Genomic DNA, 16,193 nt, shown 5'->3' on the forward strand with positions numbered 1-16,193 from the left:
CTCCTGAAATTGAGGCGTTCATCGCCGGGAGGACCCCGGCTGAACTGACATGTTCAGAGGCCGAGATATGTCCGCCCCCCTGATGCGTCAAGCGAGCGGCGTCCGGGCGAGGGCATCGCGGGTGAGCCCGGCGGGCAGCGGCATGAGCTCGGGGGTGCGGGTCCAGAGGATCGCGGTGTCGATGCGCCGTCCGGGGTAAAGCGTTTGCAGCGCGGCGGAATAGGCGCCCATCTGGCGCAGCAGGCCGTCCGGGACGTCCTCCGCGCGCGCAGGAACGATGGCGTTCGTCTTGAAGTCCACCGCGGTCACGACTTCGGGCGTCACGATCAGCCGGTCGATCACACCGCGGAGACGCTCGGGGCGTCCCGGCAGATCCGCCGTGATCTCCACTTCCGCCAGCGCCTCGCTTGAAAAGAGCGGGGCGAGCAATTCGTCCGAAAGAACGCGCGCGGCCTCGTCCAGAAGGGCGTCCCACTCCTCCGTCTCCTCGCCGGCACTCCGCAGGATCGCCGGCGCGAGCCGTGGCCATTCGCCCCTCGGGTAAGCGGGCAGGTGTTCCAGCAGGAGGTGGATGCGGCGGCCGCGTTGCAGCGCCTCTTCTTCGGGCAGGGGAAGCGCGCCCTCCGGACCCGGCTCCGCCACCGGCAGGAACAGGACCTTCGCTCCGCCCATGTCGGACGGTGTCAGGACCGCCCGCGGGGCAGGCGGCGGGAAGGGTCGGCCGGGATCTCTGGCGTCCGGTGGTGTCTGCGCCACGGTCTCGGGGGCGGGTGGCAGCACTTCATCGCGCCAGAATTCCTCGAGCCGCAGCCCCTCGCCGCCAGGCATCTCGATCGAGACCGCACCGGCCGCCTCCAACCCTTCGGCCACCTCGGCGTACCAGGACGCGTCCTTCGGCTCCTTTCCGGCATGGCCGACGATCAGCCATTGCTCCGCCCGCGTCATGGCGACGTAGAGGAGCCGTCTGCGCTCCTGCCGCTCCTTCTCGAGGGCGGCTTCCCGGAACTCGGCGATGCTGCTGGACGCCTCCGCCTTGCTTGAGGCCCAAACGGGCAGGCCATCCGGCGTCGCGACCAGTCTCCCCCGCATCCGCTCGGGACGGAGCGATGTATCCGGCAGGAACACGACGGGCGCTTCGAGACCCTTCGCGCCGTGCACCGTCATCACGCGCAGTTTCCCGCCCCGCGCCTCGGGGCGGCGTTTCACCTTGAGATCCGTCCCCTCCACGGAGGCGAGGAAGGCGGTCAGCCCCGGTATGCCCTCCTCCTCGAACCTCAGCGCGCGGGTCAGCAGCGCCTCGATCGCATCCTCGGTTTCCCGGCCGAGACGGGCGACGAGGCGGCGGCGCCCGTCATGGCGCACGAGGATGCGGGTCAGAAGCTCGAAGGGGCGGAGGTAGTCGGCCTGATCGAGAAGGTCCCGCAGGATGGCATGGGTCTCGGGGTGAACCTCCTGCCGTTCCCGAAGCACGGCCCAGAGCGGCACGCGCCGTCCGTGCGCAAGGCGGAAGAGGTCGTCCTCGGACCAGCCAAAGAGGGGAGAGCGCAGGATCGCGGCCAGCGAGAGGTCGTCCTCCGGCAACGAGACGAAGGACAGAAGCGCAAGCAGGTCCCTGACCGCGAGGTCCTCCGTCAGCCGCAGCACATCCGCCCCGGCCACCTCCAGCTCCGCCTCCTTGCAGGCCGAGATGATCTCGTGGAACAGCGGCCCGCGGCCCTGGACGAGGATCAGGATGTCCCCCGGTCCGATCCGCCGCGGCGGATGCCCCTCCCGGGCCGGCCCCCACAGCACCTCCTCCCGGATCATCCGCTGCACTTCGGACGCGATCCGGCGGGCGAGGATCACGGGGGCCGAATGGCTGCCGGGCAGGTCCACGGGATCCGTCCAGTCCTCGTCCGCGGCGCTCTCCTCGGGCTCCACGTTGGGCCACAGATCGACGCGCCCCGGCATCTCGCTGTTGAAAGCGATATGATCGGTATAATCCCCCATCCCCTCGCGCCGGTCGCTTCGGAAGACGGTGTCCACGGTGCGAAGGATCGCCGGCGCAGAGCGGAACGAATGGGTCAGTTCGCTGCGCTGGAACGCGCGTCCGGCTGCCGTCAGGCGCTCCGAGAACCGCGCGCGCATCCGCTCGAAGCCCGAGGGGTCCGCGCCCTGGAAGGAATAGATCGACTGCTTGGGGTCTCCCACGGCGAAGACGGTGCGGGGCCGGTCCTCTCCCGCGCCGAGGCCTGCCGCGAACTCCGCCGTTAGACGGTCGATCACCCGCCATTGCTCGGGGCTCGTATCCTGCGCCTCGTCCACCAGGACGTGATCCAGCGAGCCGTCGAGCCTGTAGAGCACCCAGTCCGCAACGCCCTCCCGCGTCAGAAGCCGCTCGGCGCCCCGGGTCAGGTCGTCGAAATCGAGCCATCCGCGGGACAGCTTCGCCGCCCGCCACTCGGGCAGGAACAGCGCCGCGAAGGCGTGAAGCGTCAGCGTCTTTTCCGCGGCATCGAGGCATCGGAGCGTGTCGCCCGAGGCGATGCAGTCCTCGACGAGCTGATCGAACGTCTCCAGCCACGGCTCGATGTTCGGCCGGCGCTTCTCGGAGAGGACATTCTTGTTCATCCGGTCCCCGTCCCGGACGAGGAGCGCCTTCGTCAGCGCGCTTATCCGCTCGGGGGACGGGCCGTTGTTCTCCAGGTCGACCAGCGCGTCCGCCACCTTCTTCGAGGTCGCCGTCTGCGCGGCAAGACGTTCGGCCAGCCCTTCGGCCCCGCCGGGCGGGATCGCATCGAACGGGGCGGTGAGAGCTGCGTCCCGCGTCGTCCCTTCAGGCAGCCCGAGCGCGCGGAAGACCGCGGCCTCGCTGGCGTCGCCCGGCAGCTCGTCCTGAAGGCCGGTGATCTCGAGCGCGAGCGACATCGGGTCGCCGCCCCCGGGCAGCCGCGCAAGGCCGGCGAAGGCATCCGGATGGTCTTCCGCGAGGCGCCCGACGATACCCGCGACCAGCTCCGCCCCCGCCTCGTCATCGATCTCGGAGAAGCCGGGCGGAATGCCGGCCTCGACCGGAAAGCGGCGGAGGAGCCCCGCACAGAAGGAGTGGATCGTCTGGGTCTTCAGCCCGCCCGGCGCGTCGATGGCGCGGGCGAAGAGGCGGCGGGCCTCGGCGAGGGAGGCGGCGCGGTCCGGCGGCTCCTCCTCCAGATCGGCGAGCTTCGCCAGGAGCTCCGCATCCGGCATCATCGCCCACTCGCCGAGCCGCTTGAACAGGCGGTTCTGCATCTCCGACGCGGCGGCCTTGGTGTAGGTCAGGCACAGGATGTTCTGCGGCGGCACACCCCGCAGGAGGAGCCGCGCCACGCGATCCGTCAGCACCCGCGTCTTGCCGGAGCCCGCATTGGCGGCGACCCAGGTGGAGCGGTCCGGATCGCCCGCGCGGATCTGCCGGAGCGTCGCGTCGTCGAACCGGCTCATGGGCCGACCTCCTCGGGCCGTGCCTCATCCGCGATGGTCCATTCCCCATGGCGGGAGAGGTGGTCGTAATCGCCTTCCCGGGCGGTCGTCATCAGGGCGCGGCGGGCGGTGTAGCCCTGCGCGCGGCGGGCATAGCGCGCGATCAGCCGGTGCAGGCCCTCCCACGCGACGTCGGCGCGGCGCCGGCCTTCCTTGTCGAGCTCCCCGACGTTTCGGTCCTCGCCGTCCATCTTCAGGTAGGCGAGCGTCGCCACCTCCGCGGCGGGCAGCCCGTCGAACCCGCCACGCTCGAGCAGGGCGGCCGTCAGGGGCAGCTGGAAGTCGAACGCGGCAACCACCTTCTCGGACGGCACGGTCCCCGTCTTGTAGTCGTAGAGCGCGTATCGCCCGTCCGTCAGCCGGTCCACCCGGTCGGGCGTCGCGGTCAGGGTGAAGTCCTGCCCGGTGAGCGAGGCCCGGCCCTTGCGTTCCTGAAGCGCAGGTTCCCCGAGGGAGAGCCGCGCGACCTCGGCGGAGGCGAGCGCGGGGAGGTCGTCCGACAGCTGGGCGGCCCAGACAGCGCGCTCCATCGGCCAGTCCTCCGCCTCGGTCAGCATCTCCTGCGAGATCCGTTCGAGCACCACGGCGGCCTTTGCAGGATCGCCGCGCCACTCCTCCCGCGCCTTGAGAAACGCTTCCATCATCCTGTGCAGCAGGCTTCCCTTCATCCCGGCATCGGCAAGCGGAGCCAGCGGAGGCATCGGCTGGAGGCCAAGGATCCGGCGGGCGTAAATCTCGTAGGGGTCGCGGATCAGGCGCTGGACCGAGGTAACGGGCAGCTCCGTCGGCCGCGCATCCTCCGGTGGGCGCGGGGACGGGCGCTCGGCGGGCGGGACGGTCTCCACGGGCAGATCGAGGGCCTTCGCCTCCGCCAGCAGCGTCGCGCCTCGCCCGCGCATTCCCTCGAGGGCGGCTTCGCCGGACGGGCCGAGCCCGCCGAGCAGGTTCGTCAGGCGGTTGAGCCAGCGGGAAGGGACCGTCTCTGCCTCCGCATCCCGGAGCGGCCGGCTGAGCACGACCTCCGCGCCGCAGACCGCCATCTGGTAGTCATGCGCGGCAAGGCCGATCCGGCGTTCCGGCAGCAGGAGGCCGACCTGGTCCCGCATCACCCGGTTGAGCCAAGGATCGGGGGCAGGGGAGGCGGGCCAGACGCCTTCAGCCAGACCGCCGAGGATGGTGACGTCGGCACCGCCGACCCGTGCCTCGAGCGTGCCCCAGATCGCGACGCGGGGATCGGCGAGGCGCGGGTCCCGGACGGGAAGGGCCGCGAGCTCGCCAGCGAGGAGATCCGAGAAGTCCCGCGCGGGCATGGCGCCGCCGGTCTCTCCCGCGTCCAGCAGCATCTCGGCGACCGACCTTGCGGAATATCCGGCGGCCTGCTCCCAGAGGCCCCCCGATCCCGTCTCTCCGGGGCCGGCCGCCAGCGCCTCGGCGACGGCGAGCTGCGCGGCCATGTGCGTCCCGATGGTTGCTTCGGATGGCAGCGCGGACAGATCGGCGAGGCGCTCCGAGACCCACGCCGCCCACGCCGACTGTTCCTCGTCCCGGGCCCATTCGAAGAGGGCGTCCTTACCGGGATAGGGCAGGCCCTTCCGTCGCAGCCACGGCTCCAGCCGGCGGACGAGAAGGGTGTGCCTGCGCCGGTTCTCGCCGCCCGTCGCGACGAGCGGATGCTTCAGAAGCATCAGCAGACCCGCGAGCGGCAGACGCCCCTCGCCCGCGGCCTCGGCGATCTGCCGCAGGAGGCGACCGGGGGCGGACTGGTTCAGCGGGATGCCGGCGCTGTCATCGGGGCGGATGCCCCAGCGATCGAGCGCAGCGGTGACGCGCCGGCCCAGTAGCCGATCGGGCGTTACCAGTGCCGCGCTCTTGCCCTCGTCGATGGCGCGGCGGAGGCAGAGCGCGATGGCGGCCGCCTCCGATGCCGGATCCGGCGCCTCGATCAGGGTCAGGCCGGCGGCGGCGCGGTCCAGACCCTCCAGCTTCGGCCCTTCCTCCATCCAGCGGTCCGAGACGGGAGCCGGACGCAGCGAGAGCGATACGAGCCGCGCCCGCTCCGGCGAGGGGGACTGGATCGCTGTCCACGGCGAGATCTCTTCCGGCGCGAGGCCGAGCGCGCCGAGGAACGCCGCAAAGCGGTACTGCGGATGATCCTCCGCTTCGGCGGAGGAGGAGAGGGAAGACCAGACGTCGCGCGGCATGTCGAAGTCGAACCCGGGCAGGATGACGGCGCCGCGGGGCAGGGCGGCGACCGCTTCCATCAGCGCCCGCGTGGTCCCGCGCGAGCCGGTGGAGCCGGCGACGATGACGGGGTCTTCGGGCGGCCGCTCCGCCCAGCGTCGCTGCAGGGCCTCAACCACCAGACGCCGCCGCGCCTCGGCGGAGGGCACACGCTCCGCGCCGGTCCCGAAATGATCGAACGCGGCGGAGAGAATGACGAGGCTGCGCTGCCAGTGCGCGGCATGCGCGCCGACATCGAGGCCTTCGAGCGCTTCACGTGGAACACCTTCACCCGCCATCTCGTCGATCAGCGCGGCGAGACTTTCCGCAAGTCCGTTGGCGGCGGAGGCCGGGGCGAGGCCGGGATTTGCGTCGATCAGCCGCCGCATGAGTTCGGCAAGTTCGAGCCGAAGGTGCAGCGGGCGCTCGGCGTCCGGCAGATCGGGGAAGCCCGCGTCGGCCGCGAGATCGGTGATGAGCCGGATGCGCGGGAGCAGCCGCGGCGGCCCCTCCTCGAAGAGAGCCTTCAGCCGGCGCTGCATCCGGCCGGTATTGACGAAGATCGTGACGCGCGCCCAGTCCTCAGGCGGTGCGCCTGCGAGGCGATCCTCCAGCCCGGCAACCAACGCCGCCGGAAAGTCCACGCCGGGGGGCAGACCGAAGACACCGCGCTCAGGCATCTGTGCGCTCAAGCATTGCCTCGGCGAGTGCGATCCCTTCGGGCCGGCCCACATCGCACCAGCCTCCGGGGAAGACGATGCCGTGAAGCCGTCCCTCTGCCGCGATCTTGTCCCAGAGCACGTTGAGGGAGAACACGTCCTCCCCGATCGCGGACAGCCCGTCCGGCCGGAGGATCTGCGCGCCCGTGTAGATGTATCCCGGCCCGCGGGAGAGGCGGCCGTCCGGCGCCAGGGCGAAGTCTCCGGCGCTCGACGTGCCTTCCGCTTGGGCGGGCGGCACGAGGAGGAGGAGCGCGTCCATCCGGTCCGGGTCCCACGCGGCCGCGAGGGCCTGAAGGGGGTTCGGTCCGGTCCATATCGCGTCCGAGTTTAGCGTCCAGACCGGCCCCTCCCCGAGGAGCGGGCGCGCCGCGCGCAGGCCGCCGCCGGTGTCCAGCAGGACCTCCTCGCGGGAGATGGCGACGTCCTCGCCGGCCAGCGCGTCCTCGATCTGCTGGCCGAGATAGTGCGCGTTCGCAACGATGGGCGCAGCGCCGGCCGCCTGTCCGAGCCCGAGCGCATGGGACAGAAGGGAGCGCCCGGCGACCTCGACCAGCGGCTTTGGCCGGCTTTTCGTCAGGGCCTTCATCCGCGTGCCGCGCCCGGCGGCGAACAACATCAGAGGGAAGGTATCGTGCCGCATTGTGCCTCCATGCGGGACAGGCGCTCGGCCGTCGGCTCCGGCAGATCCCGCAAGACCAGCTCGCGGATGCGGGCGAGGGCCGGGTGGCCGAGGTCACGTTGCAGGTGATCCCAGACGCGGGGAATGAGCGGGATGTACTGCGTCTTGCCGTAATGCAGCGAGAGGCGGGCGAAGACGCCGAGGATCCTCAGGGCGCGCTGGGCGCCGAGGATGGCGGCGGCGGCCTCGAATTCGTCGGGCTCGAGACCTGTCTTCTCCATGTACCGCTCAGCCATCGCGGTCCTGATCCTCTCCGGCACATCGCGTCGAGCGTCCTCGAGGAGGGAGACGAGATCATAGACCGGATGAGCGGACATCGCGTCCTGGAAGTCGAGAAGGCCGACCCGCGCCGGCCCCTCCCGATCCGGAAGCCAGATCAGGTTCGCGGCATGGAAATCCCGCAGGGCGAGGGCCGACGTGTCGTCGGCAAGCGTCCGGACGATCTCTTCCAGCTCCTGCCGGAGTTCCGAGGCATCGGCCTCTTCCTCTCCGCAGCCGATGCGGTACCAGCGCCAGGGCAGGGCGGCGAGTTCGGCAAGACGGGGGGCATCGTAGGCCGGCAGACTGTCCGGCGCGGGGTGGCGATGAAGCCCGGCGAGGAGATCGACAGCGGCGGCGTAGAGCTCCTCCTCCTTGTCCGGGTGCGCCTCGACGACGTGGGTATAGAGTTCGTCCCCGAGGTCTTCGAGAAGAAGGAAGCCGGCGTCCTGGTCCGCCTTCAGGATCGCGGGGGCGGAGAGGCCGAGCGCGGTCAGGTGACGTGCGATGGCGAGGAAGGGACGGACATCCTCCCCCTTTTCCGGAGGCGCATCCATCAGGACGGCGGTGGAGCCATCCGCTGCCGTCAGCCGGCGGTAGGAGCGGTTGGAGGCGTCCCCGGCGAGGGGAGCGTTCTCGGCCGCGCCCCATCCTGCGGCGGCGATGAAGTCTCGTGCGGCGTCGCGTCGGCTCATTGGGCGCTCTCCGGAGCAAGGGTATCTGCGATGCGCTGGGCGCGCGGGCCGTGGGGGGTCAGCCGGACCATCCGCCCCTCACCGTCATGGGACAGCGAGACGCCGAGCGTGCCGCCGTCGAAGGGACCGCCGCCCAGCCTGTCCGGCCATTCGATCAGGCAGATGTCCCGCCCCATTGCGGCTTCGAGGCCCAGCTCCTCCACCTCGGACGGATCGCCAAGGCGGTAGAGATCGGCGTGCCAGACCTCTCCGCGCGGAACGGCATAGGTCTGGACGAGAGTGTAGGTCGGGGAGGGGACGTCCTCGATCGCGCCGCCTTCCACCGCCATCATCGCGTGAAGGATCGCACGGGCGAGGTGGGACTTGCCCGCCCCGATGGGACCCTCGAGCAGCAGCGTGTCCCCCAGCTGGAGCAGGGCGGCCAGATGCCGGCCCAGGGCCTCCGTCGCATCTGCGTCCGGAAGGGCGATCTGGGGAGAGCGGGAGGGGGCGTGCGCGATCATCCGGCGCATGATGACGATGGCGGAGTCCGGCTGCAAGCGGCCGAGGCCCGCCCTTGCCTCACTCGGCCGCTTCGGCTTCCGACTGAACGGCGTTCGCACTCGCGAGCTGGCGCATCCCTCGCGGCTGCGACTTCTCTGCAAAGCCCACGAGGAGTGTCCCGCCGGGAAGCGGCGTGAACCGGCATGACAGGCGCCGGCCGTCCGTATGAAGCGCAAGCGCGTGACGGGACTGGCGCTCCTTTCCCTCCTCCGCCCCGGCAAATGCCTCCCAATCGGGAGCCTCGGCGCAGAGGCTCTGCCAATGGCGCGCGGCGTCCTCCAGCCGGATCTCGCCGAGGTTGTGCTGCGTATCGCACTGCCAGAGCCTGTCATAGGCGACGTTCGACATCAGCAGGCTCCCGGTCGAGGAGAAGACCGCGATCGCTTCGGACAGCGAATCCACGATGGACTGCCCGAGCTCCAGTTCGGAGCGGAAGCGTCGGGTGATCGCCATTTCGGAGGTCACGTCGTCGAAGACGAACGCGATGCAGTCACCGGCATGGGGGCGGATGGTGACGCGCAGGGTCCGTCCGTCCGGCAGCGTCCATGTTTCGCTGTGCGACCCTGACCGCGCGGCCTCGAGCAGACTGGCGCGCCAGCTTCGGTAATCCTTCTGTTCAGGGATGCGGCGCCGGTCCCGCAGAGCATCGAGGAAGAGCCCGAGGGAGGGCTTGCCGTCCAGGATGCTCTCGTCCAGCCCGGTGATGAGGGAGAGCGCGGGATTGACCAGGGCGAGGCGCCATTCCCCGTCGAAGATCGCGAGGCCGGAGGGGATATGCGCGAAGATGGATGCGAGGGTCCGCACGATCCCGTCCCGTCCCCTCTCGGCCGCCACGTGATCGTCCGCCGGCGTGGCGAAGCATGTCAGGGTGCCGCCCCATCCGGGAACGGGCGAGGCGCCTTTCGCCTTCGGGGCCCGCCGCACGGTGAGGTCGAAGGCCTGCGCGAGGCCGTCGGGGCCGGGCAGGCAGACGCGGTGGGGCTGCGAGCCTGAAACCTCGGCGACGCGCTCGAAAAGGCGGGGCAATGGCCATCCGAGCTCCTCGTCCGGGCCGAGCCGGGTGCGCGCGAGATCGAGATAGGCCGTGTTCGCCCAGCGCACCGCTCCGTCGGGGTCCTCAGTCCAGATCGCCACATGGGAGGTGTTGACGACGGCGCGCAGGGTCGCGAGTTCAGCCGTCTGCGCGAGGTTCCCGGCCTCTGCCTCGGCGCCGGTGAACGCGTCGAGAGTGATCCGCATCACCCCGTCGAGCCACTCTGCCTCCAGCGTCGGTCCGCCGACGGAGGGATCCGGGCGAAGGAGGAAGTGGCCGGTTCGGGGAAGTCGCTCGACCCGCTCGGCGAGGCCGGGAAACCGGGGGGCGAGGCGGGCGGCGAGGCGCGGCCACTCTCCGCCCGCCTCCCGCACGTCGCCGTCATCGATACCGTCCGCCGCCACCCCGTCCAGAAGGCGCCGCGCCGCGGGCGTCGTATCAATGAGGTCATGCCCGTCGAACAGGAAAACGGCCCGCAGATTGCCGTCCGGCAGGGGCGGCAGCGTCGACCGGCGCCGGGACGGCATGAGGACCGTGATGAAGACCGCCAGCAGCGCCGAGATCAGGGACGTGCCGACCAGACCAGCCGCCATTGCGATATGCGAGGGAAACATGGTTTGCGACTCCCGGTATTCATCGGAGTCTTGTCTATAAGGCAGTTAACAAGACGTTAACTCGTCGCAAATTGCAAAAGTCAGGGCCACGCATTGGGTTCGTTCCGGCCGAGGCCACCGTCTTCCCGGCGCGGGGCGGCGATGGCCGAAACGGGCCAGGTCACCTGCACGCTCGCGCCGTGACGCACCGGCTCGTCGCCCGCATCGAACGTGTCGCCCGCATTGGAGAATTCCAGCTTCGCTCCGGTTCGCTCCAGAAGCGTCTTCGCGATGAAGAGGCCGAGGCCCATTCCCTCGTATCCCGGACGCCGCGCACCGCCAGTTGTCGTGCCGTCGCGCCGCCTTGCGACGAAGGGATCGCCGATCCGCCCGATCAGGTTGGGCGGAAAGCCCGGCCCGTCATCGGTGATGCGCAGCGTCACGCGCGTCTCCGTCCAGCGCACTTCGATCCAGACGCGAGTGGCGGCGAAATCCACCGCGTTCTGGATCAGGTTGCGCAGACCGTGGATGATTTCCGGCCGTCTCAGGATCACGGGTTGCCGCGGATCGGCACCCGGCGCCGGCGCGCAGTCGATTGCGATGTCCTTGCCGCGCTTCTCGTGCGGCTCCGCGGCTTCCCGCAGCACCCCGTCGAGCGGCGCCTGCCGGACATGGAGGTCGTCCTTCCCGGCCCGGCCCATCGACCGCAGGATATCCCGGCACCGGTCGGCCTGCTCGCCGATGAGGCGCGCGTCCTCGCCGTGTGCGGTGCTCCCCAGCTCGTCCACCAGCTCGGAGCTGACGAGCTTGATGGTGGCAAGCGGCGTGCCCAGCTCGTGCGCCGCCGCCGCGACGACGCCGCCGAGATCGGTCAGCTTCTGCTCACGGGCGAGGGCCATCTGCGTGGCGAGGAGGGCATCGGACATCGACTGGATCTCCCCCGAGACCTGGCGCACGAAGCCCGCGACGAAGCCGACGCCGATGACCGTCGCCGCCCAGAACCCGAAGAGGAAGAGGATCGGCAGGTGCAGCACCTCCCCGCCCTCGCTGCGAATCGGCAGGTAGACGAAGGCCAGGACCGTCAGCAGCGCCGTCGCCGCCGCTCCGATCATCAAGGCGGAGTCGAGCCGGAGCGCCGTGGCCGCGATCGTCACGGGCGCCAGCATCAGGAGCGCGAAGGGATTGTTGAGCCCGCCCGACAGCATCAGCAGAAAGCCAAGCTGCACCACGTCGAACATCAGCGTGAGGACCGTTTCCCCCTCGGTCAGGCGCGTCGTTTCCGGGTAGAGGAAGATCGCGAGGAGATTGGCGAGGACGGCCGTGCCGATTGCGGCGTAGCAAAGGAGCACCGGAAGCTCGAGGCCGAAGGCGCGCCGGCCGACCTCGATCGCCGCGATCTGGCCGAGGATCGCGATCCAGCGCAGAACGATCAGCGTCCTGAGACGAATGCGGTTCGTCTCCTCGCCGAAGCTGTCGAAGAGATCGGCTGACGGATCTGCCATGTCGCGTCTCCGGTCGGGGTGCGGGGGCGGGGGTCCGGCAAGGGTAAGGCCGGGCGCGGGCGGCGTCCATGGCCGGGCACATCGGGCGCTCCCGCGACCGTAGGCCCGTTTGACCCCGGCCCTCGAGGTGCTAGGACATGATGCAGCACCTTAAACAAAGGACCGCGAGCCATGAGCGAGCGTGAAGTGCCGGAGATCGGGCCCGATCCTTCCCTCCTGATCGTCGATGACGACGAGGCGTTCCTCCGGCGTCTTGCGCGCGCGATGGAAAAGCGCGGCTTCCAGGTGGAGCTGGCGCTGAGCGTGGCTGAAGGCAAGGCGCAGGCGAGCGCGAAGCCCCCGGCCTATGCCGTGGTGGATCTGCGCCTCGAGGACGGCAACGGCCTCGACGTGGTGGAGGCGATCCGGGAAAAGCGCCCCGATGCAAAGGTGGTGGTCCTGACAGGCTACGGCGCCATCGCGACGGCGGTGGCTGCGGTGAAGATCGGCGCGACGGATTACCTCTCGAAGCCTGCCGACGCGAACGACGTGACGGCCGCCCTTCTTTCGGGGTCCGGCGATCTTCCGCCCCCTCCCGACAACCCTATGTCCGCGGACCGGGTGCGCTGGGAGCATATTCAGCGGGTCTATCAGCTCTGCGACCGCAACGTGAGCGAGACGGCCCGGCGGCTCAACATGCATCGCCGCACCCTTCAGCGCATCCTCGCAAAGCGCAGCCCCAAGTGAGGCGCGTAGCCTTGGTCCTCGCGCTGGGCGCGGCGCTCGGTGGCTGTACCGCCAGCGCTCCCGACACATCCGTGGCCCGTGCGCCGTCAGGGCCGCCCCTGGTGTTGGCGCCGGACGGTCTGCGCGCCGGCGCGACCGGCATGGAGATCGGCTTCGGCCGGACCGAGGCAAGCACCGTGACGGCGGCAAGCCGCCTCGTCGGTGCGCGTCCGGTCAGCGTCCGGGATGTGTCCTGCGGCGGGCCGGCGCGCGCGTACGACTGGGCCGGCGGGCTGACCGCGATCATGCGCGGCGGCGCCTTTCTCGGCTGGTCCTATGACCGATCCGGCACGCCTGTCCAAACGTCCGCCGGGGATCGCAGCGACGCTCCGGCCCTCATCGGCAGCGACGCCATCCGCGTCGCTCCGGAGCGGCTGTCCGCCGGGCTCGCCTGCGCCTGAAGCGCAACCCGTAGGCGAGGGAGTGCCGCCCGCGGCATTGACAGCCTCTGCCCCATGCCGCATCCGACCGGACGCAAGGACAGGTTGGAAGAGCGAGGACGTCTGGCATGAAAATCGCGATGATCGGCACGGGCTATGTCGGCCTCGTTTCAGGCGTCTGCTTCTCGGACTTCGGCCACGAGGTCGTCTGCGTGGACAAGAACCCCGCCAAGATCGACATGCTCGAGCGCGGCGAGGTTCCGATCTACGAGCCGGGTCTGGATGATCTGATGGCGAGAAACGTCGCCGGCGGCCGGCTTTCCTTCACCGGCGATCTCGCCGAGGCTGTGGCGGGCGCGGATGCGGTCTTCATCGCCGTCGGCACGCCGACCCGCCGGGGCGACGGCCATGCGGATCTGAGCTATGTCTATGCCGCAGCGGAAGAAATTGCGGGGGCGCTGACCGGGCCGACCGTCATTGTCACGAAATCCACCGTTCCCGTCGGCACCAACCGCAAGGTGGGCGAGATCGTCCGCGCGGCGCGCCCGGATGCCGAGTTCGACATTGCCTCCAATCCCGAATTCCTGCGTGAAGGCGCGGCCATCGACGATTTCATGCGGCCCGACCGCGTCGTCGTCGGCGTCGAGACGGAGCGGGCGAAGACGGTGATGGGGGATATCTACAAGCCCCTGTTCCTGCGGGACTTTCCCATCGTCTACACCGACCTGGAATCGGCGGAGATGATCAAGTACGCGGCGAATGCTTTCCTCGCGACGAAGATCACTTTCATCAACGAGATCGCGACGCTGTGCGAGAAGGTTGGAGCGGACATCAAGTCGGTCTCGAAGGGGATGGGCCTCGACGGGCGGATCGGGAACAAGTTCCTGCATGCGGGCCCCGGCTACGGCGGCTCCTGTTTCCCCAAGGATACCAAGGCACTTGCCCGGATGGGACAGGACCACGCTGCGCCCCTGCACATCACCGAGACCGTCATCGACGTGAACGAGCAGATGAAGCGCCGGATGGTGGACAAGCTCCAGGACCTTCTGGACGGCTCCTTCAACGGCAAGACCGTCGCGGTGCTCGGCGTCACCTTCAAGCCCAACACCGATGACATGCGCGATGCGCCGTCCCTCACTCTGGTCCCGGCCCTCATCGGCGGCGGCGCGAAGGTCCGCGTGGTCGACCCGCAGGGCCGTCGCGAGGGCGAAGGGATGCTGCCCGGTGTCGAATGGACAGAGGATCCCTATGCCGCTGCCGAGGGCGCCCATGCCATCGTGATTCTCACCGAGTGGAACGAGTTCCGCGCCCTTGATCTGGACCGCATTGCCGGCTCGATGAGCTCCCCCCGCTTCGCCGACCTGCGCAATGTCTACTCCCGCGAGGACGTCGTTGCGGCGGGTTTCGAGGCATACGTGGCGGTCGGGCGTTAAGAACGGGCATTTGCCCATTTGGTTGGCAAACCTCCGCTGCGTCGCCCTGCTGCGGGACTGGACGAGGCGAGCAGCTCCTGAGTAACCTCTGCGTCATGAACGCCGGGCGGAAACCGATCCGGCGAGCTGCCGCGCCCGCAGGGCCGGTGGCATGATCGACAGGGAGTTACGGATGAAATTCGTACACCATCTCGCGGTGAGCGGCCTTGCGCTGACCCTCGCTGCCGGCGCCGCCGGCGCACAGACGCTGGTCTACTGTTCCGAGGGTTCGCCCGAAGGCTTCGACCCCGCCCTCTACACCTCCGGCACGACCTTCGACGCGTCGTCCCACACCGTCTACAACCAGCTTGCCGAGTTCGAGACCGGCACGACCAACGTCGTCCCCGGCCTCGCCGAGAGCTGGGAGGTGTCCGAGGACGGCACGTCCTTCACCTTCACCCTGCGTCCGGACGTGCAGTTCCACTCGAACGACATGTTCACTCCCACCCGCCCGATGAACGCCGATGACGTCATCTTCAGCTTCGAGCGGCAGATGGACGAAGAGAACCCGTATTTCTCCTATGCGGGCTCCTGGGAGTACTTCAACAGCATGTCCATGCCGGACCTGATCGAGAGCATCGAGAAGGTCGACGACATGACGGTCCGGTTCAACCTGACCCGCCCTGAGGCGCCCTTCATCGCGAACCTCGCGATGGATTTCGCGTCCATCATGTCCAAGGAATACGCGGACGCGATGGAAGAAGCCGGTACGCCGGAGATGCTGAACCAGCAGCCCATCGGCACCGGCCCGTTCGCGTTCCAGGATTACCAGACGGACGCCGTGATCCGGTACACCGCGAACGAGGAGTACTGGGAAGAGGACACGCCGAAGGTCGACAACCTCGTCTTCGCGATCACGCCTGACGCCTCCGTGCGCTACCAGCGCCTGCAAGCCGGCGAATGTCACGTGATGCCCTATCCGAACCCGGCCGACATCCAGGCGATGATGGATTCCGACGATGTCGAGATGCTCCAGCAGGAGGGTCTGAACGTCGGCTACCTCGCCTACAACACCCAGATGGAACCGTTCGACAACCCGCAGGTCCGCAAGGCCCTGAACATGGCGATCGACAAGGACGCCATCATCGAGGTGATCTTCCAGGGCTACGGCGAGGCGGCGAAGAACCCGATCCCGCCGACCATGTGGTCCTATAACGACGCGGTCGAGGACGATGCGTACGATCCCGAAGCCGCGCGTCAGATGCTCGAAGAGGCCGGCGTCGAGGATCTGTCCATGAAGGTGTGGGCGATGCCGGTGCAGCGTCCCTACAACCCCAATGCACGCCGCATGGCCGAGCTGATCCAGGAGGATTTCTCCGAGATCGGCGTCGACGTGGAGATCGTGTCCTACGAGTGGGGCGAATACCTCGAGCGGTCCTCCGCGGAAGATCGTGACGGCGCCGTGCTCCTCGGCTGGACCGGTGACAACGGCGATCCGGACAACTTCCTCGCGGTCCTTCTCGGCTGTGACGGTGTCGGCGGCGCCAACCGCGCCCAGTGGTGCCACGAGCCGTTCGAGGAGATCATCCAGGAGGCCAAGACCCTGCCGACGCAGGAAGAGCGCGCCGAGCTCTACGAAGAGGCTCAGGTGATCTTCAAGGAGCAGGCGCCCTGGGCGACGATCGCTCACTCCGTCGTCTTCATGCCGGTTCGCCCGGAAGTCGAAGGCTACGTCGTGCACCCGCTCGGCGGCCACCTCTTCGACGACGTGAGCCTCGCCAGCGAGTAATCCTCGCGTCTTGACGACCGATAAGGGGGGCGGGCTTCCCGGCCCGCCCCTGTCCGCGGTTTCCCCGAGCGGGAGACAGGTCGGACGGCACGCCAGATCGCCTC

The 16,193-nt window shown here is 69.3% G+C and carries 11 protein-coding genes; 4 read left to right on the plus strand and 7 right to left on the minus strand.

Annotation, left to right across the window (positions count from 1 at the left end; genetic code table 11):
• Positions 1 to 87: 87 nt before the first annotated feature.
• The 7 genes from addA to regB all read right to left on the minus strand — a co-directional run bounded on the left by addA (position 88) and on the right by regB (position 11,743).
• Positions 88 to 3,459, minus strand: coding sequence for a double-strand break repair helicase AddA (addA, locus tag DQG15_RS09690; RefSeq protein WP_116084843.1), 3,372 nt, complete (start codon positions 3,457 to 3,459; stop codon positions 88 to 90).
• A complete protein-coding gene (gene addB, locus DQG15_RS09695) occupies positions 3,456 to 6,398 on the minus strand; it encodes a double-strand break repair protein AddB (protein ID WP_116084844.1) in 2,943 nt (980 codons plus the stop codon). The genes addA and addB overlap by 4 nt, the downstream gene beginning before the upstream one ends.
• Positions 6,391 to 7,080 (minus strand): nucleotidyltransferase family protein, encoded by a 690-nt coding sequence (locus DQG15_RS09700; RefSeq protein ID WP_232830791.1) that lies wholly within the window; start codon positions 7,078 to 7,080, stop codon positions 6,391 to 6,393. Before DQG15_RS09700 ends, addB begins: the two co-directional genes overlap by 8 nt.
• Positions 7,056 to 8,072 carry an aminoglycoside phosphotransferase family protein gene (locus DQG15_RS09705; protein ID WP_116084846.1) on the minus strand — a complete coding sequence of 339 codons (1,017 nt, stop codon included), beginning with the start codon at positions 8,070 to 8,072 and terminating at the stop codon, positions 7,056 to 7,058. The genes DQG15_RS09700 and DQG15_RS09705 overlap by 25 nt, the downstream gene beginning before the upstream one ends.
• Complete coding sequence (gene tsaE / locus DQG15_RS09710; protein WP_116085560.1) at positions 8,069 to 8,575, minus strand: tRNA (adenosine(37)-N6)-threonylcarbamoyltransferase complex ATPase subunit type 1 TsaE; 507 nt, start codon at positions 8,573 to 8,575, stop codon at positions 8,069 to 8,071. Before tsaE ends, DQG15_RS09705 begins: the two co-directional genes overlap by 4 nt.
• 58 nt (positions 8,576 to 8,633) lie before the next feature.
• A complete protein-coding gene (locus tag DQG15_RS09715) occupies positions 8,634 to 10,262 on the minus strand; it encodes a PAS-domain containing protein (protein WP_116084847.1) in 1,629 nt (542 codons plus the stop codon).
• Between the two features lie 80 nt (positions 10,263 to 10,342).
• Positions 10,343 to 11,743, minus strand: coding sequence for a sensor histidine kinase RegB (gene regB, locus DQG15_RS09720; protein ID WP_116084849.1), 1,401 nt, complete (start codon positions 11,741 to 11,743; stop codon positions 10,343 to 10,345).
• Positions 11,744 to 11,914: 171 nt separating this feature from the next.
• Here regB and DQG15_RS09725 point away from each other — a divergent pair, with 171 nt between their 5' ends.
• From DQG15_RS09725 to DQG15_RS09740, 4 genes are all read left to right on the plus strand, one after another.
• Positions 11,915 to 12,469, plus strand: coding sequence for an ActR/PrrA/RegA family redox response regulator transcription factor (locus DQG15_RS09725; protein ID WP_116084850.1), 555 nt, complete (start codon positions 11,915 to 11,917; stop codon positions 12,467 to 12,469).
• A gap of 11 nt (positions 12,470 to 12,480) precedes the next feature.
• Positions 12,481 to 12,909 carry a hypothetical protein gene (locus DQG15_RS09730; RefSeq protein WP_116084852.1) on the plus strand — a complete coding sequence of 143 codons (429 nt, stop codon included), beginning with the start codon at positions 12,481 to 12,483 and terminating at the stop codon, positions 12,907 to 12,909.
• Between the two features lie 107 nt (positions 12,910 to 13,016).
• Complete coding sequence (locus tag DQG15_RS09735; RefSeq protein WP_116084853.1) at positions 13,017 to 14,321, plus strand: UDP-glucose/GDP-mannose dehydrogenase family protein; 1,305 nt, start codon at positions 13,017 to 13,019, stop codon at positions 14,319 to 14,321.
• Between the two features lie 172 nt (positions 14,322 to 14,493).
• Positions 14,494 to 16,089 (plus strand): ABC transporter substrate-binding protein, encoded by a 1,596-nt coding sequence (locus tag DQG15_RS09740; protein WP_116084855.1) that lies wholly within the window; start codon positions 14,494 to 14,496, stop codon positions 16,087 to 16,089.
• Positions 16,090 to 16,193 lie beyond the last annotated feature (104 nt).

The organism is Tropicimonas sp. IMCC34011, from assembly GCF_003390865.1.
Classification (GTDB): Bacteria; Pseudomonadota; Alphaproteobacteria; order Rhodobacterales; family Rhodobacteraceae; genus Tropicimonas_B.

Coding starts and splice junctions, on each gene's coding strand:
- DQG15_RS09705 (WP_116084846.1), bottom strand. CDS start 8,072: ATGAGCCGACGCGACGCCGCACGAGACTTCATCGCCGCCGCAGGATGG.
- tsaE (WP_116085560.1), bottom strand. CDS start 8,575: ATGATCGCGCACGCCCCCTCCCGCTCTCCCCAGATCGCCCTTCCGGAC.
- DQG15_RS09740 (WP_116084855.1), top strand. CDS start 14,494: ATGAAATTCGTACACCATCTCGCGGTGAGCGGCCTTGCGCTGACCCTC.
- addA (WP_116084843.1), bottom strand. CDS start 3,459: ATGAGCCGGTTCGACGACGCGACGCTCCGGCAGATCCGCGCGGGCGAT.
- DQG15_RS09725 (WP_116084850.1), top strand. CDS start 11,915: ATGAGCGAGCGTGAAGTGCCGGAGATCGGGCCCGATCCTTCCCTCCTG.
- DQG15_RS09700 (WP_232830791.1), bottom strand. CDS start 7,080: ATGCGGCACGATACCTTCCCTCTGATGTTGTTCGCCGCCGGGCGCGGC.
- DQG15_RS09735 (WP_116084853.1), top strand. CDS start 13,017: ATGAAAATCGCGATGATCGGCACGGGCTATGTCGGCCTCGTTTCAGGC.
- DQG15_RS09715 (WP_116084847.1), bottom strand. CDS start 10,262: ATGTTTCCCTCGCATATCGCAATGGCGGCTGGTCTGGTCGGCACGTCC.
- addB (WP_116084844.1), bottom strand. CDS start 6,398: ATGCCTGAGCGCGGTGTCTTCGGTCTGCCCCCCGGCGTGGACTTTCCG.
- regB (WP_116084849.1), bottom strand. CDS start 11,743: ATGGCAGATCCGTCAGCCGATCTCTTCGACAGCTTCGGCGAGGAGACG.